The sequence below is a fragment of the Paraburkholderia sp. UYCP14C genome (assembly GCF_004197395.1).
GTDB lineage: Bacteria > Pseudomonadota > Gammaproteobacteria > Burkholderiales > Burkholderiaceae > Paraburkholderia.
Genome location: NZ_SELS01000050.1, coordinates 32,305 through 55,206 on the forward strand (window position 1 = coordinate 32,305; position 22,902 = coordinate 55,206).

The 22,902-nt window shown below is 64.7% G+C and carries 28 protein-coding genes; 11 read left to right on the forward strand and 17 right to left on the reverse strand.

Features of this window, described 5'->3' with window-relative positions; translation table 11 throughout:
* The first annotated feature begins 37 nt into the window (after positions 1-37).
* The 3 genes from EVC45_RS32780 to EVC45_RS32790 all read left to right on the forward strand — a co-directional run bounded on the left by EVC45_RS32780 (position 38) and on the right by EVC45_RS32790 (position 2,714).
* Complete coding sequence (locus EVC45_RS32780) at positions 38-532, forward strand: YaiI/YqxD family protein (protein ID WP_129962315.1); 495 nt, start codon at positions 38-40, stop codon at positions 530-532.
* Between the two features lie 163 nt (positions 533-695).
* Positions 696-1,997 (forward strand): NCS2 family permease, encoded by a 1,302-nt coding sequence (locus EVC45_RS32785; protein ID WP_129962316.1) that lies wholly within the window; start codon positions 696-698, stop codon positions 1,995-1,997.
* 183 nt (positions 1,998-2,180) lie between these two features.
* On the forward strand, positions 2,181-2,714 hold the full coding sequence (locus tag EVC45_RS32790) for a cytochrome b (RefSeq protein WP_129962317.1): 534 nt from the start codon (positions 2,181-2,183) through the stop codon (positions 2,712-2,714).
* Between the two features lie 157 nt (positions 2,715-2,871).
* Here the strand turns inward: EVC45_RS32790 and EVC45_RS32795 are convergent, their stop codons facing one another.
* Complete coding sequence (locus EVC45_RS32795; RefSeq protein WP_129962318.1) at positions 2,872-3,162, reverse strand: DUF1488 domain-containing protein; 291 nt, start codon at positions 3,160-3,162, stop codon at positions 2,872-2,874.
* Between the two features lie 305 nt (positions 3,163-3,467).
* Here EVC45_RS32795 and EVC45_RS32800 point away from each other — a divergent pair, with 305 nt between their 5' ends.
* Positions 3,468-3,776: a 2Fe-2S iron-sulfur cluster-binding protein gene (locus tag EVC45_RS32800; RefSeq protein WP_129962319.1), complete on the forward strand. Its 309-nt coding sequence runs from the start codon at positions 3,468-3,470 to the stop codon at positions 3,774-3,776.
* A gap of 60 nt (positions 3,777-3,836) precedes the next feature.
* On the opposite strand, the gene EVC45_RS32805 is transcribed toward EVC45_RS32800, so the two are convergent.
* From EVC45_RS32805 to EVC45_RS32815, 3 genes are read right to left on the reverse strand one after another with little or no spacing between them, the layout of a single operon-like run.
* Positions 3,837-4,037: a YqaE/Pmp3 family membrane protein gene (locus tag EVC45_RS32805; RefSeq protein WP_129962320.1), complete on the reverse strand. Its 201-nt coding sequence runs from the start codon at positions 4,035-4,037 to the stop codon at positions 3,837-3,839.
* Positions 4,038-4,073: 36 nt separating this feature from the next.
* Positions 4,074-4,301 (reverse strand): DUF1653 domain-containing protein, encoded by a 228-nt coding sequence (locus EVC45_RS32810; RefSeq protein WP_129962321.1) that lies wholly within the window; start codon positions 4,299-4,301, stop codon positions 4,074-4,076.
* Between the two features lie 58 nt (positions 4,302-4,359).
* The gene (locus tag EVC45_RS32815) at positions 4,360-5,004 is read right to left on the reverse strand and encodes a transcriptional regulator (protein WP_129962322.1); all 645 of its coding nucleotides are present in this window, start codon (positions 5,002-5,004) and stop codon (positions 4,360-4,362) included.
* 241 nt (positions 5,005-5,245) lie between these two features.
* On the opposite strand from EVC45_RS32815, the gene EVC45_RS32820 reads away from it, so the two are divergent.
* The 3 genes from EVC45_RS32820 (at position 5,246) to infA (ending at position 6,744) form a co-directional block, all read left to right on the forward strand.
* Entirely contained in the window at positions 5,246-5,464 is a 219-nt protein-coding gene (locus EVC45_RS32820) for a hypothetical protein (protein WP_129962323.1), read from the forward strand.
* A gap of 584 nt (positions 5,465-6,048) precedes the next feature.
* On the forward strand, positions 6,049-6,330 hold the full coding sequence (locus tag EVC45_RS32825; protein WP_129962324.1) for a hypothetical protein: 282 nt from the start codon (positions 6,049-6,051) through the stop codon (positions 6,328-6,330).
* 135 nt (positions 6,331-6,465) lie between these two features.
* Positions 6,466-6,744: a translation initiation factor IF-1 gene (gene infA / locus EVC45_RS32830; protein WP_008924062.1), complete on the forward strand. Its 279-nt coding sequence runs from the start codon at positions 6,466-6,468 to the stop codon at positions 6,742-6,744.
* Positions 6,745-7,016: 272 nt separating this feature from the next.
* Here the strand turns inward: infA and EVC45_RS32835 are convergent, their stop codons facing one another.
* The gene (locus EVC45_RS32835; protein WP_129962325.1) at positions 7,017-7,769 is read right to left on the reverse strand and encodes a GntR family transcriptional regulator; all 753 of its coding nucleotides are present in this window, start codon (positions 7,767-7,769) and stop codon (positions 7,017-7,019) included.
* A 204-nt stretch (positions 7,770-7,973) separates the two neighbouring features.
* Here EVC45_RS32835 and EVC45_RS32840 point away from each other — a divergent pair, with 204 nt between their 5' ends.
* The 3 genes from EVC45_RS32840 to EVC45_RS32850 all read left to right on the forward strand — a co-directional run bounded on the left by EVC45_RS32840 (position 7,974) and on the right by EVC45_RS32850 (position 11,237).
* A complete protein-coding gene (locus EVC45_RS32840; protein ID WP_129962326.1) occupies positions 7,974-9,215 on the forward strand; it encodes a cyanate transporter in 1,242 nt (413 codons plus the stop codon).
* Between the two features lie 287 nt (positions 9,216-9,502).
* Entirely contained in the window at positions 9,503-10,078 is a 576-nt protein-coding gene (locus EVC45_RS32845) for an ANTAR domain-containing response regulator (RefSeq protein WP_129962327.1), read from the forward strand.
* Between the two features lie 7 nt (positions 10,079-10,085).
* Complete coding sequence (locus EVC45_RS32850) at positions 10,086-11,237, forward strand: CmpA/NrtA family ABC transporter substrate-binding protein (RefSeq protein ID WP_129962328.1); 1,152 nt, start codon at positions 10,086-10,088, stop codon at positions 11,235-11,237.
* A 101-nt stretch (positions 11,238-11,338) separates the two neighbouring features.
* On the opposite strand, the gene EVC45_RS32855 is transcribed toward EVC45_RS32850, so the two are convergent.
* The 8 genes from EVC45_RS32855 to rhaM form a co-directional block, all read right to left on the reverse strand.
* Positions 11,339-11,659, reverse strand: coding sequence for a type II toxin-antitoxin system PemK/MazF family toxin (locus tag EVC45_RS32855; RefSeq protein WP_129962329.1), 321 nt, complete (start codon positions 11,657-11,659; stop codon positions 11,339-11,341).
* On the reverse strand, positions 11,653-11,901 hold the full coding sequence (locus EVC45_RS32860) for an AbrB/MazE/SpoVT family DNA-binding domain-containing protein (protein WP_129962330.1): 249 nt from the start codon (positions 11,899-11,901) through the stop codon (positions 11,653-11,655). The genes EVC45_RS32855 and EVC45_RS32860 overlap by 7 nt, the downstream gene beginning before the upstream one ends.
* Positions 11,902-12,315: 414 nt before the next feature.
* Positions 12,316-13,326: a rhamnose ABC transporter substrate-binding protein gene (rhaS, locus tag EVC45_RS32865; RefSeq protein WP_129962331.1), complete on the reverse strand. Its 1,011-nt coding sequence runs from the start codon at positions 13,324-13,326 to the stop codon at positions 12,316-12,318.
* A 79-nt stretch (positions 13,327-13,405) separates the two neighbouring features.
* Positions 13,406-14,434, reverse strand: coding sequence for an ABC transporter permease (locus EVC45_RS32870; protein ID WP_129962332.1), 1,029 nt, complete (start codon positions 14,432-14,434; stop codon positions 13,406-13,408).
* The gene (locus EVC45_RS32875) at positions 14,427-15,482 is read right to left on the reverse strand and encodes an ABC transporter permease (protein WP_129962333.1); all 1,056 of its coding nucleotides are present in this window, start codon (positions 15,480-15,482) and stop codon (positions 14,427-14,429) included. Before EVC45_RS32875 ends, EVC45_RS32870 begins: the two co-directional genes overlap by 8 nt.
* Positions 15,479-17,008, reverse strand: a complete 1,530-nt coding sequence (locus EVC45_RS32880) for a sugar ABC transporter ATP-binding protein (RefSeq protein ID WP_129962334.1) — start codon at positions 17,006-17,008, stop codon at positions 15,479-15,481. The genes EVC45_RS32875 and EVC45_RS32880 overlap by 4 nt, the downstream gene beginning before the upstream one ends.
* A gap of 76 nt (positions 17,009-17,084) precedes the next feature.
* Positions 17,085-17,978: an amidohydrolase gene (locus EVC45_RS32885; RefSeq protein ID WP_129962335.1), complete on the reverse strand. Its 894-nt coding sequence runs from the start codon at positions 17,976-17,978 to the stop codon at positions 17,085-17,087.
* A gap of 64 nt (positions 17,979-18,042) precedes the next feature.
* Complete coding sequence (rhaM, locus tag EVC45_RS32890) at positions 18,043-18,360, reverse strand: L-rhamnose mutarotase (RefSeq protein ID WP_129962336.1); 318 nt, start codon at positions 18,358-18,360, stop codon at positions 18,043-18,045.
* 121 nt (positions 18,361-18,481) lie between these two features.
* Here rhaM and EVC45_RS32895 point away from each other — a divergent pair, with 121 nt between their 5' ends.
* Positions 18,482-19,477 carry a LysR family transcriptional regulator gene (locus EVC45_RS32895; protein WP_129962337.1) on the forward strand — a complete coding sequence of 332 codons (996 nt, stop codon included), beginning with the start codon at positions 18,482-18,484 and terminating at the stop codon, positions 19,475-19,477.
* 19 nt (positions 19,478-19,496) lie between these two features.
* On the opposite strand, the gene EVC45_RS32900 is transcribed toward EVC45_RS32895, so the two are convergent.
* From EVC45_RS32900 to EVC45_RS32915, 4 genes are all read right to left on the reverse strand, one after another.
* The gene (locus tag EVC45_RS32900) at positions 19,497-20,279 is read right to left on the reverse strand and encodes an SDR family NAD(P)-dependent oxidoreductase (protein ID WP_129962338.1); all 783 of its coding nucleotides are present in this window, start codon (positions 20,277-20,279) and stop codon (positions 19,497-19,499) included.
* Positions 20,280-20,336: 57 nt separating this feature from the next.
* Positions 20,337-21,515 (reverse strand): L-rhamnonate dehydratase, encoded by a 1,179-nt coding sequence (rhmD, locus tag EVC45_RS32905; RefSeq protein WP_129962339.1) that lies wholly within the window; start codon positions 21,513-21,515, stop codon positions 20,337-20,339.
* A gap of 99 nt (positions 21,516-21,614) precedes the next feature.
* The gene (locus tag EVC45_RS32910) at positions 21,615-22,367 is read right to left on the reverse strand and encodes an SDR family NAD(P)-dependent oxidoreductase (RefSeq protein ID WP_129962340.1); all 753 of its coding nucleotides are present in this window, start codon (positions 22,365-22,367) and stop codon (positions 21,615-21,617) included.
* 162 nt (positions 22,368-22,529) lie between these two features.
* A complete protein-coding gene (locus EVC45_RS32915) occupies positions 22,530-22,763 on the reverse strand; it encodes a hypothetical protein (RefSeq protein WP_129962341.1) in 234 nt (77 codons plus the stop codon).
* Positions 22,764-22,902 lie beyond the last annotated feature (139 nt).

Here is a 22,902-nt window from a genome sequence, read left to right on the forward strand (position 1 = left end):
CGCAGCAAACCCGCCGCACTCAGCAGGAACCCGCACCATGCCAATCTGGGTCGATGCCGACGCCTGCCCGGCCGTCGTCAAGGACATGCTTTATCGCGCGGCGCGCCGAACCGGCATGCCGCTGACGCTGGTCGCCAATGCATTCCTGCGCGTGCCGCCGTCGCCGCTGATCCGCGCGATCCAGGTGCCGGCCGGCTTCGACGCCGCCGATCAGCTGATCGTCGAGCGCGTCGTCGCGGGCGACCTCGTGATCACCGCCGACATTCCGCTCGCCGCCGCCGTGCTGGCGAAACATGCCCACGCGCTCGATCCGCGCGGCAACTGGTACACCCCCGGCACGATCGAGGAACGCCTGCGCATGCGCTCGATGCTCGACCAGTTGCGCGCAAGCGGCGTCGACACGGGCGGCCCGGCGGCCTACAGCGCACGCGACGGCAAGACGTTTGCGGGCGAACTCGATCGCTGGCTCGCCCGCCACGCACCGCGCGGTGATGCGCCGGCGCCACACTCCGGCGGCAAACCGCCCGCCTGACGGGCCTGAGCGACCCGCCGACGGCGCCGCAGTGCCGGGGCGCGGGCATTCGTGTTTACAATCCGCCCTAACGCCCTGTGCGGCCCGCTTTGACGGGCCCGCACACGGGCCGTCTTAACCACAAAATCACGTTCTGAACGACGAGAGAGAAAAAATCCGCCCCATGGACTCGATCAAACGCTACTTCGGCTTCGACGCCGTCGACACCAACCTGCGCACCGAAGTGCTAGCCGGCGTCACCACCTTCCTGACGATGGCCTACATCATCTTCGTGAACCCGGCGATCCTCGGCGACGCCGGCATGCCGAAGAGCGCGGTGTTCGTCGCGACCTGCATCGTGGCCGCGCTCGCGTCGCTGATCATGGGTTTGTACGCGAACTACCCGATCGCGCTCGCGCCGGGCATGGGCCTGAACGCGTACTTCGCGTACACGGTCGTCAAGGGCATGGGCTACACGTGGCAGGCCGCGCTCGGCGCGGTGTTCATCTCCGGCTGCCTGTTCCTGATCGTCACGCTGTTCCGCGTGCGCGAGGTGATCGTCAAAGGCATCCCGCATTCGATCCGGATCGCGATCACCGGCGGTATCGGCCTCTTTCTCGCGATCATTTCGCTGAAGTCGGCCGGGGTCGTGGTCGGCAACCCGGCCACGCTCGTCACGCTCGGCAATCTGCATGACCCGCATGTCGTGCTCGCCGCAATCGGCTTCTTCGGCATCGTCACGCTCGATCATCTGCGCGTGCGCGGGTCGATCCTGATCGGTATCGTCGGCGTGACGATCCTGAGCTTTTTCTTTGGCGGCAACCAGTTTCACGGCATCTTGTCCATGCCGCCCTCGATCGCGCCGACGCTGTTCCAGCTCGATATCCGCAGCGCGCTGTCGAGCGGCGTGCTGAACGTGGTGCTGGTGTTCTTCCTCGTCGAGCTGTTCGACGCGACCGGCACGCTGATGGGCGTCGCGAACCGCGCGGGGCTGCTCGTCGAAGGCAAGATGCATCGGCTGAACCGGGCGTTGCTCGCGGACAGCACCGCGATCCTCGCCGGCTCGATGCTCGGCACGTCGTCGACGACGGCTTACATCGAAAGCGCGTCGGGCGTGCAGGCCGGCGGCCGTACCGGCATGACCGCGATCACGGTTGCCGTGCTGTTCGTCGCTGCGCTGTTTTTCGCGCCGCTCGCCGAAGTGGTGCCGCCGTATGCGACCGCGCCCGCGCTGCTGTACGTGTCGTGCCTGATGCTGCGCGAACTGGTCGACCTGCCGTGGGACGACGCGACCGAAGTCGTGCCGGCCGCGTTGACCGCGCTGCTGATGCCGTTCACCTACTCGATCGCGAACGGTGTCGCGTTCGGCTTCATCTCGTACGCGGGGCTCAAGCTGCTGACGGGTCAGGCGCGCCAGGTAAAGCTGGTGGTGTGGATCATCGCGGCGATCTTCCTGTTCCGCTATTTCTATCTCGGCAGCGAGTGAGGACGCGGGCTGCGACGTGCTGAAGCGCGGCGGTGGAATGGGTGAATGTGTCGTAGGGTTGGGGGACCATTTATCATCTGATGTTTCGAATGATGATCGACCGGGTCGCGATCGACCGGGTCGCGATCGACCGGGCCGCGATCGACCGGGTCGCAGCTACACGGGTCGCCCCCAGGAGCCGCGATGTCCTCATATAACCGCACGACGGACCGTTACACGAAGCCCGCGATCTTTTTTCACTGGGTGATTTTTCTGCTGGTCGCGCTGGCCTATCTGTCCATCGAAATCCGCGGCCCACGCGGCTCCGACAGCCGCACGTTCTGGACCGGCGTGCATTTCTGGGCGGGCACGCTGGTGCTCGGGCTGGCCGTGTTGCGGTTGCTGTGGAGACTGTGGGCCGGCGCGCCGGAGGAACTCGAAAGCAACCGGCTGCTCGCTTTTCTGGCGCGCGCCGCGCACCTCGTGCTGTATGTGTTCATCTTTGCGCAGCCACTGCTCGGTATCCTGATGGTCAACGCGGGCGGACGGCCGGTGTCGCTCGCCTGGACGGACATCAGCTTCACGCTGGTGCATGCGGATTCGATCGCGCGGCCGCTCTTGAAGGACGCGCACGAGTGGCTCGGCAACGTGTTCTATTGGGTGATCGGACTGCACGCGCTCGCGGCGATCGCGCACCATGTGGTGTTCAAGGATCGGGCGCTGCGGCGGATCATTTGATCGCGATGGAGTTGGCTACGTGCCGCCGCTGCGTTTGACGCGGTCGCGGCTTGCGCGCGAGCGATTGCGGCTCGGGTGAATCCGAACTTCGCGCTTCGGCAGCAATAGTGCTTGCCGAAGCTTCAATGCCGGCAGCCAGTCGGGAAGTCCCGGTCAGTCAGTTACGCCAGTTCGCCTCATAAAACCGCACGTAACCGCTTCTGAGCACGAGGCATTGCGCGCGCGTTTCCGACAACAGCCGGCGGGTGGCGGCCTCGATGCGCGGCCGGTGCGCGTCGAATGCGACGATCATGTCCTCGAGCCGGGGCGACGCCGCACCGAAGTGATCTTCGAGCGCTTCCGCGGTGATCATGCACTCCACCCTCTGCCCATCGATCATTGCCGGAAACGCCAGCGTAAGTTCACGCCCTGAATATTCAGGGGCTTCGTTCGGAAATTGGATCTGCATGGGAGTCACCTGGAAGAGTGCGCGCACGATGCACTTGGGTAATGCGCGCGCGGATTGCTTGCTATCGCGTCTGCCGCTCGTTCCTCCTTGTCCCATGCAGTTGACGCGGGCCGTCACCTCGACCCGGCATCGTCAGTTCGCGCCACGCGGAGGTGAATTGATTCACTTTAGACGAGTTCGGGCAAGGCGCAAGATTTCGATGACATTTTCTTGAATGCGCGACTGATGAACCTATGTTGCAGCGCGGTATAGAGCCGCGTTCGATCCCGTGTAAAGTGTCGCGCACCCATCCACCGATCAGCACGATGTCCACCCCCACCCGCCCCCCTGTGGTTCGCGTCGAACCGCTCGGCCAGAGCTTCGAGGCGCCCGATTCGCTGACGATTCTCGAAGCCGCCGCTTTCGCGAATCTGCGTTTGCCGCGTTCGTGCCGCAACGGCACGTGCCGAACCTGCTTGTGCCGGATGACGTCCGGGCGTGTGCGCTACGCGATTGAGTGGCCCGGGGTGAGCCGCGAGGAAAAGGCGGAAGGTTATATCCTGCCGTGCGTGGCGATCGCGGAAACCGACGTGGTGATCGAAGTGCCGGACGCGGTCGTGATAGCGGCGGGCTAAGTGGTGGCGCGAGCGTGAGAGTGACGCGCCCCGCTCGCCGACGACTTCGGGCGCAGCGTCTTACCGCCCGTTGCCGTTGCCCATTGCGCGGGCAATTTTCTTGTCCGTGTTGTACTGGCTCAGCGCATACACGGACCAGATGGCTGCCGGCACCCAGCCGATCAGCGTGATCTGCAGAATCAGGCAGATGATGCCCGCAAACGGACGGCCGATCGTAAAAAACTGCAACCACGGCAGAAGGATGGCAAGCAAGAGACGCATTCGGTTTTCCTGTTCCTGTCGTTAAGGCAGCAGGCGTTAGTCCGCGGGGGACGCATCTGCCTCGTTGTTGAACTCATCGACCGGCGCAAAGCGCGGCACCTTGACGCCGTCGCGCTCGACCAGCTCGAAAAACACCGTCGCTGGACGGGTCCAGATCGTACCATTGGCCGCCTTGTAGACGATCATCGTGACCGTCGGATCCGATTCGAGCGTGGCCTCGCAGACCAGTTCGTAAATGCCGCCTTTGTAGTGTCGGTAGCGCATCGCATATGTCCTTATTTTGGGCGTCATCGAAGCATTTTCAAGTACGGCGCGCCTGAGCTCAGCCGCCCTCTTTCATCTGCTTCAGGATCTTGTAGACGGTCGCTCGGCCCATCGTCAGAACCGCCGCCACGTAATTCGCCGAGCTGCGGCCGCGAAACGCGCCCTGCGCGTGCAGTGCTTCGACGATTTCACGCTTGTGCTCGCGCGTCAGCGCATTGATGCCGATCTGCCGGTCGCGCAGCCACGTGTGCAGATACGTGTTGATGCGGTCCTGCCAGTCGTCGCGGAACAGATCGTCGGCGGGCGCGCCCGTCATCGAGCCGCCCTTGATGAACAGATCGAGCGTCGAGCGCACATCCTCGAACACCGCGATGTTGAAATTCACGCACAGGATGCCGGCGGGCTTGCCGTCGTCGTCGAGCAGGATGTTGCTCACGCAGCGCATGCGGCGGCCGTCCCAGTTCAGTTTCTCGTAGGGACCGATGGTCTGGCCGCGCGCCGCGAAGTGCGCGTCGTCGAGCACCGACGGCGCGCCCACTTCGAGCCGCGACAGATTGTTCACCAGATACGCGATGGTCTGATCGCGCAGATCATGAATCACCACTTCGGCGCACGGATAAAGCAGCGCCGCGATGCCGTCGGCGATCGGCGCGTAGCGCTTCAGCAGCAGGTCTTTGACAGGAGACACGTTCGGGTTGCGCATGGAAAAAACGCGAGGTTCGAAGGAGGCGGCGCGCCGCGCTAGCAGATGACGACGCTGCCGGCAGCCAGCAGCGAAATTCGACGCGCACGCTTCGGTCCGCAATTTCAGGAAGCCGCCATTGTAGCGGCCTCGCGCCGGTGCCGCGAAGCGGCGCCGACGGCAATTTTGTCGACCTCGCGAGCGCATTTTTTTCATGCGATAAACACCGATCCACCGACATCCAATCGAACGGAGCCAACCGATGGCCACACTCGAAGCGCTTCGCGCCGTGCTCGACGACGAGCGCACGCCGGAGATCATTCGCAACCACATCATCGATTCGCTGCAGTACGCGCTGCGCAACTACGGTCAGGTCTTCACGGCGAAGGAAATCGAATGGCTCGCCGGCTGGAACGATGCGCGCCTGCCGCTGGCGGCCGCGCGCGAATTGCAGAAGCGCGTCGCCGAGACGTCGCGCTAACGCGCGCATTCGAATTCCGGACCTCGCGCGCGCAACTCGCGCGACCGTCAGCCGTCACGCCTCCGACACGACTTCGCCAACCGCCCGCTAAGCCCCGCCAGGCGGGCGTTCCGGCTTTACGCTGAAGTTTGCACTATCCAATCAGCCCTATTTCAGGCAAAATATTGCATTAGTTGCACCTCGCACCCATATAGCACTGGCAGCACCAGGCAGTCTCAACCCGGCATCTCCGCACCACCCCCGACTGTTCGACCGCCGCTTATCGGCGATCCCGTCATTCCGGCAATGCGCCGCCTGCATTCGCCGTCGCGAGAAGTACACCGAGCGGTTCAGCATCATGCGTCCGGCGCACGAATTGGCGCGCCGCTTCAGCGTTTTTTCGGTCGAATCCGCGTTTTCGCGCGACCGCTCGAGCCATTGTCATTGAGCCCGCCGGGTCTAGCAGGCCTGTGCCAACCATTTTTTATCGCGGCGCGCCCATCGGTGCTGCGCCGCCGGTCCGCGTCGCGACGCGTCAAAGGGCTCAGCCGCAAGCGGCGCCCTGCACGCGGCGCGCGGACCACGCAATACAGGACACTTTTTTCATGAATCCAGCAGTCAAGACCTACAAGGGTTACGAAATTCACCCCCTCGTTTATCCGCGCCGCCCCGCGGGCGCCCAAGCGACCCGCGATCCTCGCGCCGGTTACGACGCGTCGGTGCGCATCTGCCGCGTCGGCGCCAATCCGGCGGCCGACGGCCGGGTGTTCCGCCTGCAGTATCTGTTTCCGTTCGACGGCATGGGCAAAGCGCGCATCGCGTGCATGGCGCATGCGGAACGGCTGATCGACGGCCAGGTGAGCGGTCAGTCGGTCACCGATCTTTGAGCGGCGTCATCGGCGCGTCACTCACGTCGCGCAGCGTGCTTTCGGGCGTCGCTGCTTTTCCAACGAATCCTCAGCCGCGGCGCCCGCAATGCGCGCGGCCGATTTCCCCTTTATCCCATCGACCAGGAGTTATGCATGGCGAAAGAAGAACTGATTGAACTTGACGGCATCGTCGACGAAGTGCTTCCGGATAGCCGCTACCGCGTGACGCTCGACAACGGCGTCGTGGTCGGCGCTTATGCGTCCGGACGCATGCGCAAGAACCATATCCGTATTCTCGCGGGCGATCGCGTGACGCTCGAAATGTCCGTCTACGACCTGACCAAGGGGCGGATCAATTTCCGTCACAAGGACGAACGCCCGAGCGGCGGCGGTGCGCCGCGGCCGGCATCGCAAGGCGCGCGGCGTCGCTAGGCGGTGATGACGGCGCCGCCCTGCGCACCTCCAGCGATGCTGTGCGGGTGACGCGGGCAGGCCGCCCGAACGTCGTGTGAAAGCGCGAGGCCGTACAGACTCGCGCCATACCCTTCCGGCTACGCTTTCCGCATCAGCCCGAAGCGTCGGCATCGCCGCCTTGGGGCGGGAAATCGGCGTCCCGATTGCGGCAAGCCGCGACATGCACCGCGCCCTGACCGGAATCTCGCGGCACGCTGCTTCGGCGGCCACGCATGTCGCAGCGCTTCCCGCTAAACCCCAAACACCGTCCCCAGATCCTCCCCACCCGCGCTTTTGCGCACCTGCTCCACCACCCGCTCCTCCAACTCCGACAGATGCTCGCGCATCGCCGTCAACGCGGCCTGCAGGTCGCCGGCATCGAGCGCGTCGATGATCCGCGCGTGCTCGTCGGCGGAACAGCTCGATCCCTTCGACGGATCGAACAGCGCCTTGTACAGTTCGGTCTTCGCGACCAGTTGCCCGACCAGTCCCAGCAACTCGGTACCCCCCGCCAGTTCGGTCAGCAGTACGTGAAACTGGCCGGCCAGGCGCACGGATTCATCGATGGCGCCAGCGCGCAGCGCCTTTTCCTCGCCGCGCACATGCGCGCGCAAGCGCCGCTTGTGCGCGGCGCTCAGCGCCCCGCACAACGACGCAACGATGCCCGCCTCGACGATCTGCCGTGCCCGGTACACCTGGCGAATGTCCTCCTCCGACGGCGACGGCACGAACGCGCCGCGATTCGCCTCAAGCACGAGCTTGCCCTCGAAGCCCAGCCGGGCGAGCACCTTGCGCAGCGCGCCGCGGGTGCAGCCGAACGCGGCCGCGAGATCGCGCTCCACCAGTTGCGCGCCCGGCCGCAAACGCCCCTGCAGCAAGGCCGCGGTAATCGACGCGTAAATGCGCTCTTCGACGCTCGGCGAGGCGTCGTCGCTCGCGGCGGAAACAGGGGATGCGGGTGGAGCGGATTGCGCGGAGGAAGAACGCGGGGAACGCGTAGCCATGATTTCAGTGACCGTAGACGGTGAAAAACAACAACGGAACAACGCCGCAGCATTCTAGCGATGGTCCGCTCACGACGCCAATCTGCCCGACTACGCTGCCGCTTATACCGGACATTCGCTAGAATGGTTAACCATTTTAATGTACTATGGTTGACCAAAACGGAGACCGCAACGTTTTTCCGCAGTCCAGTTCTCAGGCTCGCCATGAATTTGCCCACCAGCGCCACTCCTCACAGTAACTCCGCGAACCGCGCCCGCTCGGCGCTGACATGGCACGAGCTCGCGTGGCTCGGCGCGATCGTCGTGATCGGCATCAATCTGCGCCCGCTGCTGACGTCGATCAGCCCATTGATGACGACGATTCGCGACGCGACCGGCCTGAGCTTCTACGGCGCGTCATTGCTGACCAGTCTGCCGGTCGTCGCGATGGGTATCGGCGCATTCGGCGCGGCGGCATTGACGCGCGGAGTCGGCGAAACGCGCGGCGTCGCGCTCGGCCTCGTCGCGATCGCGCTTGCGTGCGCGGCGCGCTGGGTGGCGTCGAGCGGCTTCACGCTGCTGGCGACGGCACTGCTCGCGGGCGCCGGCGTCGCCGCGATTCAGGCGCTGCTGCCCGCGGTCATCAAGCAGCGCTTCCCCGCGCGCGTGCCGCTCGCGATGGGCGTGTTCTCCGCGTCGATCATGGGCGGCGGCGGCCTCGGCGCGAGTCTGAGTCCGTGGGTCAGCCACGCGCTGCGGACGTGGCATGCGGGGCTCGCGGTGTGGGCGTTGCCGGCCTGCGGCGCGCTCGCGTGCTGGTGGCTGCTGACGCGGCGGCATGCCGTGGCTCACGCCGCGATTCACAGCCAGGCCACGCCCGCGCCGGCGTTCTCGCCTTGGACCACCCGGCGCGCGTGGACGCTCGGCCTGTACTTCGGCATCGTCAATGGCGGATATACGAGTCTCGTCGCGTGGCTGCCGGCGTTCTATCAGCAGCGCGGCACGAGCGTCGCAGCGAGCGGTTCGCTGCTCGCCGCGATGACGGTCTTCCAGGCCGCGTCGGCGCTGCTGCTGCCGCTCACCGCGGCGTCGTTCCGCGATCGTCGCCCGTGGCTGCTGCTTGGGCTGTCCGCGCAGCTGGCTGGCGTGCTCGGCCTGATCGTAGTGCCCGACGGCGCGCCGCTGCTGTGGGTAGGTGTCGCGGGGGCGGGGCTCGGCGGCGTGTTTTCGCTGACGCTCGTGACCGCGATGGATCATTCGGCCGATCATCGCGTGGCCGGGCAGCTGGTCGCGTTCACGCAGGGCGTCGGCTTTATCGTCGCGGCCGTTGCGCCGCTCGTGGCCGGCATCGTACGCAGCTGGAGCGGCGGGTTCGTCGCCGCGTGGATCATGCTTGCCGGCTGCATCGCCGCGATGATGGCGGTGACGTTGCTGTTATCGCCACGCAGTTATTCGCGCTGGCTTTGAGCCTTTGAGCCCTTGAGCCTTTGAGGGCTTCGGCCCCTTCATACGTGATGCGCCGCTTCGGTGCATCAGGCGTCCGCGGTCTTGCGTGCCCCGCGCCGGTGCAGCGCGACCCGCGTGACCGCACGCCTGTTCCACCGACGATCCGCAGCCGTCGCCCGCAAAAATCCCAATCGATCCGTGCCGTTCGCGCGCGCACACTCTTAAAGAAGACCTCGCCAGGCCTCGTCGCACGAGCACTGGCATGCTCGTTGCTTTACAGGTAGTCAGTTGTCCCTTCCACCGACTCCATGCTGCGCGTTCTTCTTGTCACCGACACCGACAAACCCATCGGCGATCTGCGCGATGCGCTCGCCCTGTTAGGTTGCGAGATGCTCGCCGGCACCGCGACGCCGCAGGCACTGCATCGCGCGGTGCAGGACGAGCGGCCTGACGTCATCATCATCGATACGGAGTCGCCGTCGCGCGATACGCTCGAACAGCTGGCCGTGATGCACGCGACCGCGCCGCGCCCCGTGCTGATGTTCAGCCACGACGCGAACCAGCAGCTAATCCGCGAAGCGGTCAACGCGGGGGTCACCGCGTATCTGGTCGAAGGCCTCGCGAGCGAACGGCTCGCGCCGATTCTCGAAGTCGCGCTCGCGCGTTTCGCGCAGGAATCGCAATTGCGTGAGCGGCTTGCGCAGGCTGAGAACGAACTGGCCGAACGCAAGCTGATCGATCGCGCGAAACGCCTGCTGATGGATCAGCAGAAACTCTCCGAACCGGCGGCCTATGCAAGTCTGCGCAAACGCGCGATGAACCAGGGTGTCAAACTCGCCGAGGTCGCACGCGAGGTCGTCGCGTCGGCCGGCTTGCTCAAATGATGCGCTCATGAATCCAGCCACTTCCGTCACCGCGGCGGCCTTTGCGAAGCCGCCTGAAAAGACCCATCTGCGACTCGGCTTCGTCGCGTTGTCCGATGCGGCACCGCTGATCGCCGCGAAGCTGCTCGAGTTCGGCCACGCGCACGGACTCACGCTCGAACTGTGCCGCCAGCCGTCGTGGGCCGCCGTGCGCGACAAGCTGCTAACGGGCGACCTCGACGCCGCCCACGCGCTTTACGGTCTCGTCTATGGCGTGCAGCTCGGCCTCGGCAGCCCGCGCACCGACATGGCCGTGCTGATGGTGCTGAACCGCAACGGCCAGGCGATCACGCTGTCGAATCGGCTCGCCGATGCGCTGGCGAAGCACGGCACGTTGCGTGACGCGCTCGCGACGCTAGGCCGCAAGCCGGTGTTCGCCCATACCTTCCCGACCGGCACGCACGCGATGTGGCTGTACTACTGGCTCGCGGCGCAAGGCGTCGATCCGTTGCGCGACATCGACAGTGTCGCGATTCCGCCGCCACAGATGGTCGCCGCGCTCGCCGAGGACCGGCTCGACGGCCTGTGCGTCGGCGAGCCCTGGAACGCGATGGCCGAGGCGCACGGCGTCGGCAGAACGATCGCTTATACGAGCGAGGTGTGGCCCGAGCATCCCGAGAAAGTGCTCGCCTGCCGACGCGATTTCGTCGACGCGCATCCGCGCACGACGCGCGCGCTCGTGCAAACCGTGCTCGAAGCATGCCGCTGGCTCGATGGCGCCGGGCATCGCGACGAGATCGCGCGCTGGCTCGCGCAGCCCGACTACATCGGTATCGACGAAACGCTGATCGCGGCACGGCTCGGCGACCAGCTTGACACGACGAACCCGCGCCGCCTGCCGATGCGCTTCTTCGACGACGGCGCGGTCAACTATCCGCATCCGTTCGAAGGCGCGTGGTTCCTGACGCAGTTCGAGCGCTGGGGGATCATCGATGCGCGCAGCGATTACGACGCGATTGCCGCGCGCATCAACCAGACGCAGCTGTATCGCGAGGCCGCCGCGCGCGTGAACGTGGCGGTGCCCGGCGAGGAGGTGACACGGGAATTGATGGATGGGGAGGTGTGGGGAAGCGGTTCAACGTCTGGCGCGTATGCGCGGCGTTTTGCGATCCGCCGCTGAGAAACGGCTTCAAATTCAGCCGCCTTCCTCTGACGTTTTGCAGGAACCCTGACAAACGAGATTTCATCGCTCGTTGGCGACATGTCGCGGTTTCCCGTTCGCTATTCCGCAAAGACTTCCTGCAAGGTTCGCAGAGAGTCCGACAGCGTTTTATCGGCCACCGAGCCTTCTTTCTTGACCAGCCGCACCTTGTCTACCGCGCGGATCTGATCGAGAAGGATCAAGCCCTGCTTTCGCTTGAATGTCACCGGAATCCGAAAGGGAACCGGGCGGCCTTTTGAAGTCATCGGAGCAATGAGGACTGTCCGCAGATGATCATGCATTTCAGGAGGCGAAATCACGACACAGGGACGCGTCTTTTGAATCTCACTACCGAGCGTCGGATCGAGCGCGACTAACCAGACTTCCCCGCGCACTACCATTTAAGCTCCGCGTCGTCGGCGTTGACGAATTCACCCATTACCAGCGCATCATCGCCGCTGTCCGCGATAGCCTTGCTCGCCTCCGCCCAACCTTCACGGGCCGTATGCCGAGGCCGTCGTATCACAAGCGTGTCGTTTTCGACTTCCATTTCCACTTCGTTCTCCAATCCCAATTGGGCGAGGACAGGCTTCGGGATCAGCACGCCCTGAGAATTTCCCATTCTGCGAATCGTCGTTTTCATAGCTCACCGTAAGCACAATGTTATACCGTCGAGCGCGACACGTAAAGACAATGTTATTACATGAGCCGCTGCGTGTCACGACCTGCCGAAGGCTACCGTGGCTCGAGACTTCGGGATCCAGGGTTGTCGCCTGGTCGAGGTGCGAGTGACCGAGCAGCAACGGACAGTGTCGACAGAGTAGCCGCGTGCTACCGGACGGAATCGGCTTGTTGACTTCGTAACGCGAAGCAGAGGGAGAAATCTGGCACAGGTCAGGACCCTGCGCGATTGGGTTCCAGTTTCCTGTCAGGGAATGCGCTTGAAAATCGCATCTGTAGCGGACCACACCCGAACGGGCATGACAATCCGCTGACTGCGCACGAACCGCCGACGGCGGTCATGCGAACAGTCAGCCTTCTCGACGCTCAAATCAGCTTAGAAGTTGTACTTGTCGATATTGCTCGCATCGAACGTGGTCGGCGGTCCGAGAATGATTTCGCCTTGCGCGCCGATCGTGCGCTTGCCGAGCTTGCCGGCGTCGAACGTCTCGCCCTCCTTACCCGAGATCTTGCCCGACGCGAGCGACGCCGCCGCGTACGCGGCCAGATAACCGAGCTCGCTCGGATCCCACAACTGGAACGCAGTCACGGTGCCGTTCTTCACGAACGCGCGCATCTGGTTCGGCGTGCCGAGGCCCGTCACCGCCACCTTGCCCTTGCTCGACGACGACGAGATATAGCGCGCCGCCGCCGCGATGCCGACCGTCGTCGGCGCGACGATCGCCTTCAGGTTCGGATACGCCTGCAGCAGACCCTGGGTTTCGACGAAGGACTTCTGATCGTCGTCGTTGCCGTACGCGATCTTGACGAGCTTGATCTTCGAGTACTCCGGTTTCTTCAGTTCCTCCTGCATGTACTTGATCCACGTGTTCTGGTTCGTCGCGTTCGGCGTCGCCGACAGGATCGCGAACTCGCCCTCGCCGCCCATCAGCTTCGCCACCAGTTGTACCTGGCCACGGCCGATGCCCTCCGCGTTCGCCTGATTGACGAACAGCTGCCGGCCTTCGGGCGCGGTATCGGAGTCGAACGTGACGACCTTGATGCCCTGGCCCATCGCTTTCTTCAGATACGGCACGACCGCGTTCGCATCGTTCGCGGCGATCACGATCGCGTCCTGATGCTGCGTGATCAGCGTGTTGATATACGACACCTGCGACGACGCGCCCGCATCCGACGGCCCCACCGCCTTGCCCATGCCGCCGAACTCCTTGATCGCCGAGAGTCCACCGTCGTCGGCGATCACTTCGTACGGGTTGTTGATCTGCTTCGGCACGAATGCGATCTTCAGCCCGCTTTTCAGGTCCGCGGCGAACGCGCCGCTGCAGCTGATCGCGAGCAACGCGGCGCATAGCGCGGCCGTGCCGGTGTGACGTAGAGGCTTGAACATGAAGTGTCTCCTGCGTTGTTGTTGGAAAGAAAAGGGTCCGGGTTATCGGTCCTTGGGTGCTTCGGACAAACGGTGACGACTAGGTTGCGGATGAAGACGCGGCGGCGGACTTCGCGATGAAACGCCGGTCGCGCGCCGCCCGCCAGCGCGCGACGAGGTTCGGAATCAGCACCGACGCGAGCAGCAGCACGCCGGTCACGATGGTCAGCGTTTCGCTCGATACGTCGTCGAGCGTCAACGCGTTCTTCAGCACGCCAATGATCAGCAGCGACAGCAGCACGCCGACCATCGAGCCGCGTCCACCGAAAATGCTGACGCCGCCGAACAGCACCGCCGCGATCACCGACAGCTCGAAGCCCTCGCCGTTGTCACCGCGCGCACTCGTGAAGCGCAGCGTATAGACGATGCCGGCGAGCGCGCTGACGAGACCCGACATCACGAACAGGCGCAAACGGATCTTCGCGACCTCGATGCCGGAGAACGCGGCGGCGGTCGGATTCGCGCCGATCGCATAGAGACTTCGGCCGAACGCGGTGGCTTGCAGCAGCACGGTGAACAGCACCGCCGCGACGATCACGATCACGAACGGAAGCGGTATAAACGTGGCCCCAAGCGTGTCCATGCCGAGCGCCGTGTATGCGGCCGGAAAATCCGCGACCGCCTGATCGCCGAGCAGCACATACGCGAGACCGCGAAACAGTGCGAGCGTACCGATCGTGACCGCGAGCGACGGCAGGTTCAGCTTGACGATCACGAGGCCGTTCAGCAGGCCCGCCAGCGCGCCCGCGATCAGCACCAGAACGATCACGACCGGCATCGGCAGGCCCATGTGCCACAGCACGCCCATCAACGCGCTCGATGCGCCCAGCATCGACGCGACCGACAGATCGATTTCGGCGGCGACGATGATCAGCGTCATCGGCAACGCCATCAGCGCGATCTCGGTCAGATCGGCGAATACGTTGCTCAGGTTCGCGCCGGTCAGAAACACCGGCGACAGCCAGCGTCCCAACCCCAGCGACACGATCAGCACGACCACCAGCAACACTTCCCATTGCAGCGGCGTTTCGCGTTTGCGCGTCAGCAGCGCGGAATCGGGTTTAGCCATGATCGCGTTTCCTCATCATGCGTTTGGCGACGGAGCGGGCCAGCAGCGTATCGGCGGCGATCGCGGCGACGATCAGCGCGCCCTGGATCGCCTGCTCCCAGAACGGCGACACGTGCAGCACGACGAGCGCGATGCTGATCACGCCGAGCACCAGCGCACCGAGCGTCGCGCCGAGGATCGTGCCGACGCCGCCCGTAATCGCGACGCTGCCGACCACCGCGGCCGCGACGACCTGCAATTCGATGCCCTTCGCGGTGCTCGCATCGACGGTGCCGAAGCGCGCGAGCCACAACGCGCCCGCAAAGCCCGCAATCGCGCCGGACAACAGGAAGCCCGACATCACGCGCCGCTCGACGTTGACGCCCGCGAGCCGCGCGGCTTCCGGATTCGAGCCGATCGCGTAGTGCTCGCGACCGCCGCGAAACTGCTTCAGATACACCGACAGCCCCACAAGCACGACGATCGCGATCAGCGCAAGCGTCGGGATACCGAGCAGCGTGCCGGTCGCGAGCCGGGAGTACGCGTCGGGCAGACTCGTCGCGTTGATCTGGCCGCCGTGCACCCATGCGTAATCGGCGCCGCGAAAGATGTAAAGCGTCGACAAAGTCGCCACGAGCGAAGGCACGCGCCCCACCGCGACGAGGAGCGCATTAACGCCGCCCGCGACGAGCCCGATCGCGAGCCCTGCTCCCAATGCGACTAGCACCGGCATATGCGGGAACGCGACGTACAGGCTGCCCACCGCGTACGCGCTGATACCCACCGTCGAGCCAACCGACAGATCGATATGCCGCATCAGGATCACCACGGTCATGCCGGCCGTCAGCAGACCGATGATCGACACGTTCAGCAGCACGTCGCGCAGATTCTGCATGTTCAGGAACTGCGGCTTCGCGAGCCCGGTCCCAGCGATCAGCAGGATCAGCACGACGAACAGCGTGGTTTCGCGGCTCTTCGCGATGCTGGCGACGAGACCGCCCGATGAAGCGGCGGACCGCTTCGGCAGCGACTGCCGCACAGGCGCGGGATGGGTCGAATGGCGCATCATGCTGCACGTCCCAATGGTGAAAGTCCCTGACCGAGCGCGGCGCCCATGATGCGCTCCTCGTTCGCGTCGGCGCGCGCGATCTCTGCGCTGATGCGGCCTTCGTGCATCACGAGCACGCGATCGGCCATGCCGAGCACCTCGGGCAACTCGCTCGAAATCATCAGCACCGCCATGCCGTCGCGCACGAGTTCGGCGAGCGCGCCATACACCTCGGCTTTCGCGCCGACGTCGATACCGCGTGTCGGTTCGTCGATGATCAGCACCTTCGGGCCGGTCGCGAGCCACTTGCCGAGCACGACCTTCTGCTGGTTGCCGCCCGACAGCGTGCCGACCGGCGCGTTCGGGTCGCCGGCCTTCAGGCGCAGACGCGTGCCCCACTTGTTCGCAAGCTGCGTTTCGCTGCGCGTCGAAATGAGGCCATGCCGTACGAGCCGTCCGAGCACCGTCATCGACGCATTGCGCGCGATGCTCAGTTCCAGCGCGAGGCCTTGCTGGCGACGATCTTCCGGCACCAGCGCGAGCCCGGCGCGCACCGCGGCCGCGGGCTTGCCGGTGGCGAGCCGCTTGCCGGCCAGCCACACTTCGCCCGAATCGAGCGGATCGATACCGAAGATCGCGCGCGCGACCTCGCTGCGCCCCGCGCCGACGAGACCCGCGAGCGCGACGATCTCGCCCGCACGCACGTCGAACGACACGTCCTTGAAGACGCCGATGCACGTCAGGCCGCGCACCGACAAACGTACGTCGCCGGGCGTGCAATCGGCCTTCGGGTAGAACGTTTCCAGATCGCGGCCCACCATCTTTGCGACGATCGCGTCGGTGCTCAGATCGGCGGTCAATCCGTCGAATACTTTCGCGCCGTCGCGCATGATCGTCACGCGCTGCGTCAGCGCGAACACTTCGTCGAGCCGGTGCGTGATGAACAGAATCGCGACGTCGCGTTCGCGCAGCTTGCGCACGATCGCGAAGAGCCGCTCGACTTCGGGCAGCGACAGCGCGGCCGTCGGTTCATCCATGATCAGCACGCTCGCGTTCAGCGACAACGCCTTCGCGATTTCGATCACCTGCTGATCCGCGATCGACAGACCGCGCACCAGTTGATCCGCGCGCAGCTCGACGCCGAGCGACGCGAGCAGTCCGTCCACTTCGCGATGCATCGCGTCGTACTGGATGCGGCCGAAGCGGTCGACCGGCTGCCGGCCCATGAAGATGTTCTCCGCGATCGACAGATCGAAGAACAGCGTCGGCTCCTGATAGATGACCGCGAGCCCGGCATCGCGCGCTTCGGCGGGTGTCGCGAAGCGGCGCGGCTCGCCGTTCACGAGAAGCTCGCCGGCATCGGGCTGATGCACGCCGGCGAGAATTTTCACGAGCGTGGATTTGCCAGCGCCGTTCTCGCCGAGCAGCGCATGCACCTCGCCGGGCCACAGCACCAGGTCGCCGTCGGACAAAGCGCGCACCCGGCCGAAGGATTTGCTCGCGTGCCGTAGTTCGAGTCGCGGCACCGCGGATGGGGATGGCTGCACTACGTGTCTCCTACTCTGGTCCCATGCAACTTCGTTGCGGTTTCTTTTGCGATTCGTTGTCCGTCTGCGCGCCGCGTCAAATCCGGTAATACCGCTCCGCGTTACGCCTGAACAGCGCGTCTTTCTCAGCCTCGCTCGCATCCGCGACGATTGCCGCATATGCACGCCACAAATCCGTATATGAACCAAATAGCCGGTCGACCGGAAAGTTCGATGCGAACATCGCGCGTTCGACGCCGAACGTATCGATCGTTTCCAGCACGTAGGGCCGCAGGCTTTCGACGGTCCAGCGATGATCGAACATCGCGAGCCCGCTGATCTTCACCGCGATGTTCGGACACGCCGCGAGCAAGCGCATGCCATCGCGCCACGCGCGATAACCGGTCACGCTATTGCGATCGACGAACATGCCCGCATGATTGACGATCAACAGCGTGTCCGCATGCGCACGCGCGAGCGCGGCCGCCTCTTCCATTTGCGACGGATACAGTTGCAGATCGAACGACAGATCGTACCGGCGCAGCAACGCGAAATGCTCGCGCCACTGCGGCTCGCGCATGTAATGACGGCCGACGTAATCGAACAGCTTGTTGTCGTGCACGTTGAGAATCTGCCGGATGCCGCGCGCATTCGCGAACGACGCATGCGCTTCGAGCAACGCCGGTGCGTTCTGCGCGGACAGGTCCACGGCCGCGACGATCGCGTTCGGCATGCCGCGCGACGCATCGCGATCCGCGATCGACTGCAGCCAGCGTGTTTCTTCGACCGGATCGGCCGGATCGTGATTCGCCTCGACGTGCACGAGCTTCACCACCTCGATGTCGCCCGCTTCGCCGAGCAGATCGTCGAGCAGATAGTCGTGCTTCAGATCGCGCGCATCGCCGACGAACGACACGCCCGGGTTCTCCAGCCACGGGTAGCGATGCGTCTTCAGGTCCCACAGATGGATATGCGAATCGACAACCTGCATGCGGCACCTTCGTTCGGTGAAAAGCGTTTCGAGGTTCGTGCGTCGTTGCGGGGTTCAGCTCTACTCAATGACTGAGATGAAAGACCGGTTCGAGCGTTTGCGACAGCGGCGCATGATCGGGCGCGGTCTGCATGATGTCGGCCATGTATTCCCACCATTTGCGCATCACGTCGAGTTGCGGCAACTGGTCCATCGTGTGATCGCTGGTGCGCGAAAGCACCGCGAACAGATGATGCGTGTCGGGGTCGAAGAAAATCCGGTAGTCGCGCACGCCGGCGTTGTGCAATGCGTCAACGAGCTCGGGCCAGATCTCCGTGTGGCGCCGTTCGTATTCTTCGCGCATGCCGGGGTTGAGCACCATCCGGAAAGCGATTGTCTCCATTGCGGCCTGTCTCCTGTCGACCTCTTCGAACGACTATAATTCCGGCATCGATAGCCTCTCAATCCGTTGTTGGGATTGGGCGATCCACAAACCGAATCGCACGGGCACCCTTACCGGCACCATGAGCCAACATTCAGCCGCCGTCGCACTCGTCAACCGTCTCAAGTTCAAGCATCTCGCCCTGCTCGTCGCGCTCGACGACACCCGCAACCTGCATCAGGCCGCCGAGGCCGTCAACGTCGCGCAACCGAGCGCGAGCCGCATGCTCGGCGACATCGAGGAAGCGTTCGGCTTCCTGCTGTTCGAGCGCAACGCCCGCGGCATGACGCCGACGCCGCTCGGCGTCGTCACGCTCGCTTACGCGCGCCGCGCCCTCGCCGAACTCACGCGCTTCGCCGAAGACCTCGACGTCAAACGCCGCGGCGGTCACGGACAGTTGACCGTCGGCGCGATCATGGGTGCCGCGCCCGATCTGCTGGCGATGTCGGTCGCCGCGCTGAAGACCGAAAGCCCGCTGCTCAACGTGCGCATCCTCGGTGAAACGAGCGACCAGGTCGTGCAATTGCTGCATCGCCGCGAGGTCGATCTCGCTCTGGGGCGCCTGACCAATCCTTTGCAGCACAATGACTTCAGCTTCGAGCCGCTCGCGCGCGAAACGCTGCTGCTGGTCGTGCGCGCCGTGCATCCGCTCGCGCGGCGCACGCGCATCACGTTGCGCGAACTGGTTGCGTGGCCGTGGGTCGCGCAGCCGGTCACCAGTCCGGCGCGCGTGCTGTTCGAAGAAGAACTCGCGCGTGCCGGGCTCGCCACGCCGGTCAATCTGACTGAGTGCGCGTCGATCTTCGCGACGCTGCAATTGCTCGAGAATTACGATGCGGTCGCGATGCTGCCGGAGTCGGTCGTGCGCGATCACGTGCGCGGCGGGTTGCTCGTTGCGCTGCCGCTCGAAATCGGCAAGAGCCTCGCGGGTTTCGGCATTCTGACGCGCAAGGAAGAACCGCTCGCCGAGCCGGCGCTGCGTTTCATCGAGCTGTTGCGCGGCTTCTCGCGCAACCTCGCGCGCGACAATCCGGCCGCCGCACCCGGCACTCTCAGTACGCCCGCCACGGTCAATTGACGCCCGCATCGCGCGTCGCTTATTGCAGGTTCACGAACAGGCCGCCGTCGACGAGCAGCGCGGCGCCCGTCACATAGCGCGCACGGTCCGACGCGAGAAACACGACGCAATCGGCGACGTCGTCCGGATGCCCGAGGCGGCCGAGCGGAATGCGCTTCTCGAAGTAGGCCTTCTTCGCTTCGTCGGCGAGATCTTCGGCGTTCAGATCGGTCGCGATCGTGCCCGGCATCACCGAGTTGCAGCGGATACCGAACGGCCCCAACGCGATCGCGCACGACTGCATTAGCGAATGCACGCCGGCCTTGGTCGGCGTGTAATGCGTCTGCATGCCGCCGCCCACCAGCGCGCTGATCGAACTCGTCGCGACGATCGCGCCGCCGGTGCCCTGCTTTTTCATCTGCTGCGCGGCGGCCTGCGTGACGAAGAACGCGCCGTTCAGATTGATCGCGACCGTCGATTCGAGCACCTCCGCCGGCATGTCGAGAAACGCGTGGAACGGGCAGATGCCGGCATTGCTCGCGAGCACGTCGACCTTGCCGAACGCGTCGACCGTACGGCGCACCAGTTCCTGACCCGTCTCGTGCGCCGCGACGTTGCCTTCCACCGCGATCACGCGCCGCCCCAACGCCTCGATTTCGCCGACCACTTCCGCGACCGCCGAGCGGCGCCCATACGATGCGTCGTTGTCACCCCAGTAGTTGATCGCCACGTCCGCGCCTTCGCGGGCGCAGGCCACCGCGATCGCGCGTCCGATACCGCGCGATCCGCCGGTGACGATCACGACCTTGTCCTTGAGCAGCACCTTAGTCTCCTTTGCCGGGGTTCGCCGTTCGGTACACGTTCAAAACGATCAAATCGTTCAATGCTGATAAGGCCGCACCAGCGCGCATTCCGGATTGAGCCGCACGCCGAAGCCCGGCGTGTCCGGTACCTTCATGCGCCCGTTCACCGGCACCGGTTCGTCGAGCAGCAGCGGGTTGAACATCGGCACGACCTGGTCGGCTTTCGGCGCCATCATCAGAAACTCGGAGAACGGCGAGTTATGGCGCGTGACGACGAAGTGATAGCTGTACACCGACGACCCGTGCGGCACCACCATCACGTTGTGCGCATCGGCGAGCGCGGAAATCTTGATCAGCTCGGTGATGCCGCCGCACCAGCCGACGTCCGGCTGGATCAGATCGCAGCACTCCATTTCAAGCAGCATCCGGAAGCCCCAGCGCGTCGCCTCGTGTTCGCCGGTCGACACCATCATGCCGCGCGGCACGTTGCGGCGCAGTTCGGCGTAACCCCAGTAATCGTCAGGCGGAAGACATTCTTCGAGCCATTTGAGGCCGTATTCGTGCGCGCCTTGCGCGAGCCGCGTCGCGTAGCGCACGTCGAGACTCATCCAGCAGTCGTACATCAGCCAGAAGTCGTCGCCGACGCGCGAACGCATGTCGGCGAGCTTCTCGAGGTTTTGCCTGAGGCCGTCCTCGCCTTCCGCGGGACCATGCTGCAATGGCAGCTTGCCGCCGATGAAGCCCATCTCCTTGGCGAGATCGGGCCGCGCGCCGGTCGCGTAGAACACCAGTTCGTCGCGCACCGGGCCGCCCAATAGTTGATACACGGGCTCCTTGCGAACCTTCGCGAGCAGATCCCACAGCGCGAGATCGACCCCGGAAATCGTGTTGAGCACGACGCCCTTGCGCCCGTAGTACAGCGTCGCGAAGTACATCTGATCCCACATCTTCTCGATGTCGGTCACGAGTTGCCCTTCGAGAAAACGCGCGAGATGCTTCTCGACGATGAACGCGCCGATCTCGCCGCCGGTCGTCACCGCGAAGCCCACGGTGCCGTCGCTCGCCTCGATCTCGACGACCAGCGTGCCGAGCACGTTGATGCCGAACGACTGGCGGCTCTGGCGGTACTCGGGATAACGCGCCATCGGCGTCGCGATGTGATCGTCGATCCAGTGTCCGCCGGCCTGGTCGTGATAGTCCGCGCCGCCGCCGCGAACGATGAAGGCACGCACGTGCCGGATGGTAGGCATGGCCATGAAAGGGCTCCGTGAGAGAGGCGTCGAAGCGGCTCGACAACGCGCGTTCGACGCGTGTGCAATGCGCCGCGGTACGTGAACAATGCGCGAGCAGCGCGCTCAGTAGGTGGCGCGGCCGCCGGACAGGTCGAACACCGAGCCGGTGCTGAATGCGCAGTCTTCGGAAGACAGCCACAGGATCAGCGACGCCGCTTCTTCCGGCAGCAGGAAGCGGTTCATCGGAATCTTCGACAGCATGTAGTCGATGTGCTGCTGCGACATCGAATCGAAGATTTCGGTCTTGGCCGCGGCCGGCGTGACCGCATTGACGAGGATGTTTTTAGTCGCGAGTTCCTTGCCGAGCGACTTGGTGAGACCGATCAGCCCCGCTTTCGATGCGCTGTAGTGCGAAGCATTCGGATTGCCCTCCTTGCCCGCCACCGAAGCTATATTGACGATGCGGCCATAGCCCTGCTTCAGCATCTGCGGCACGACCGCGCGGCAGGTCAGGTACGGGCCGATCAGATTCACGTCGATCACGCGGCGCCACATGTCGGGCTCGAGCTCCCACGTCGTGCCGTTGCCGCCGGTGATGCCCGCGCAGTTGATCAGCACGTCGATCGAGCCGTGCTCGGCGACCGTTTGCGCGGCGGCCTGCTGGACCGCGGCGTCGTCGGTCAGCTCGACCGTGACGGCGCTGACCTTGCCGAGTTCGCTCAGCTCGCGCTGGCTGCGCGCGAGGCGTTCGCTATCGACGTCCCACAACGCGACCGACGCGCCCGAGCGCAACGCCCGCTGCGCCACCGCGTAGCCGATGCCGCGCGCGCCGCCGGTAATGACGACCGCGCGCCCCTCCAGATCGATCCGATTCATTGCTGTGCTCCTGTGGGCCGCCGTGCGGCGTGCCATCGAGTTGTTGTCTATCGCTGCGGTCAATATACGGGCGGTGCGATGCGTCAACAATTCGACTATTGGAGGGGGCGATAGCAAAAGTGGATCGACAGCGGAATCGGGCGCTAACGGGAAACGAAGCCGCTAATCGTCGGCAGCGACGAAAAGCATCGAAACATACAGAATGGTCGACACGACGATGATGCCGACGCCGACCAGCACCTTGGTCCGGTCGAAGTTGATCCCGCCGATGATCGCGATGCCGATTCCGAACACCGACGCCAACGTGCCGACCGCCGCGAGGCCCACGTGTATCTTGCTGCGGATCAGCCTTTTGCGCTCCGATTCGGCAGCGGATTCCGTTTCGCTCTGTTCCATTCCCTGCTCCTTCGCGCGCGCCGCGATGACCATAGTGAAACCCGAGCCGCAATGGCCGGCGCGCGACATCGAACCCCCGGTTGCGGTTCGACGCCACGCGCCTCGATACGCTTCAGCGTAGTTGATTTAAGCCCTCTTA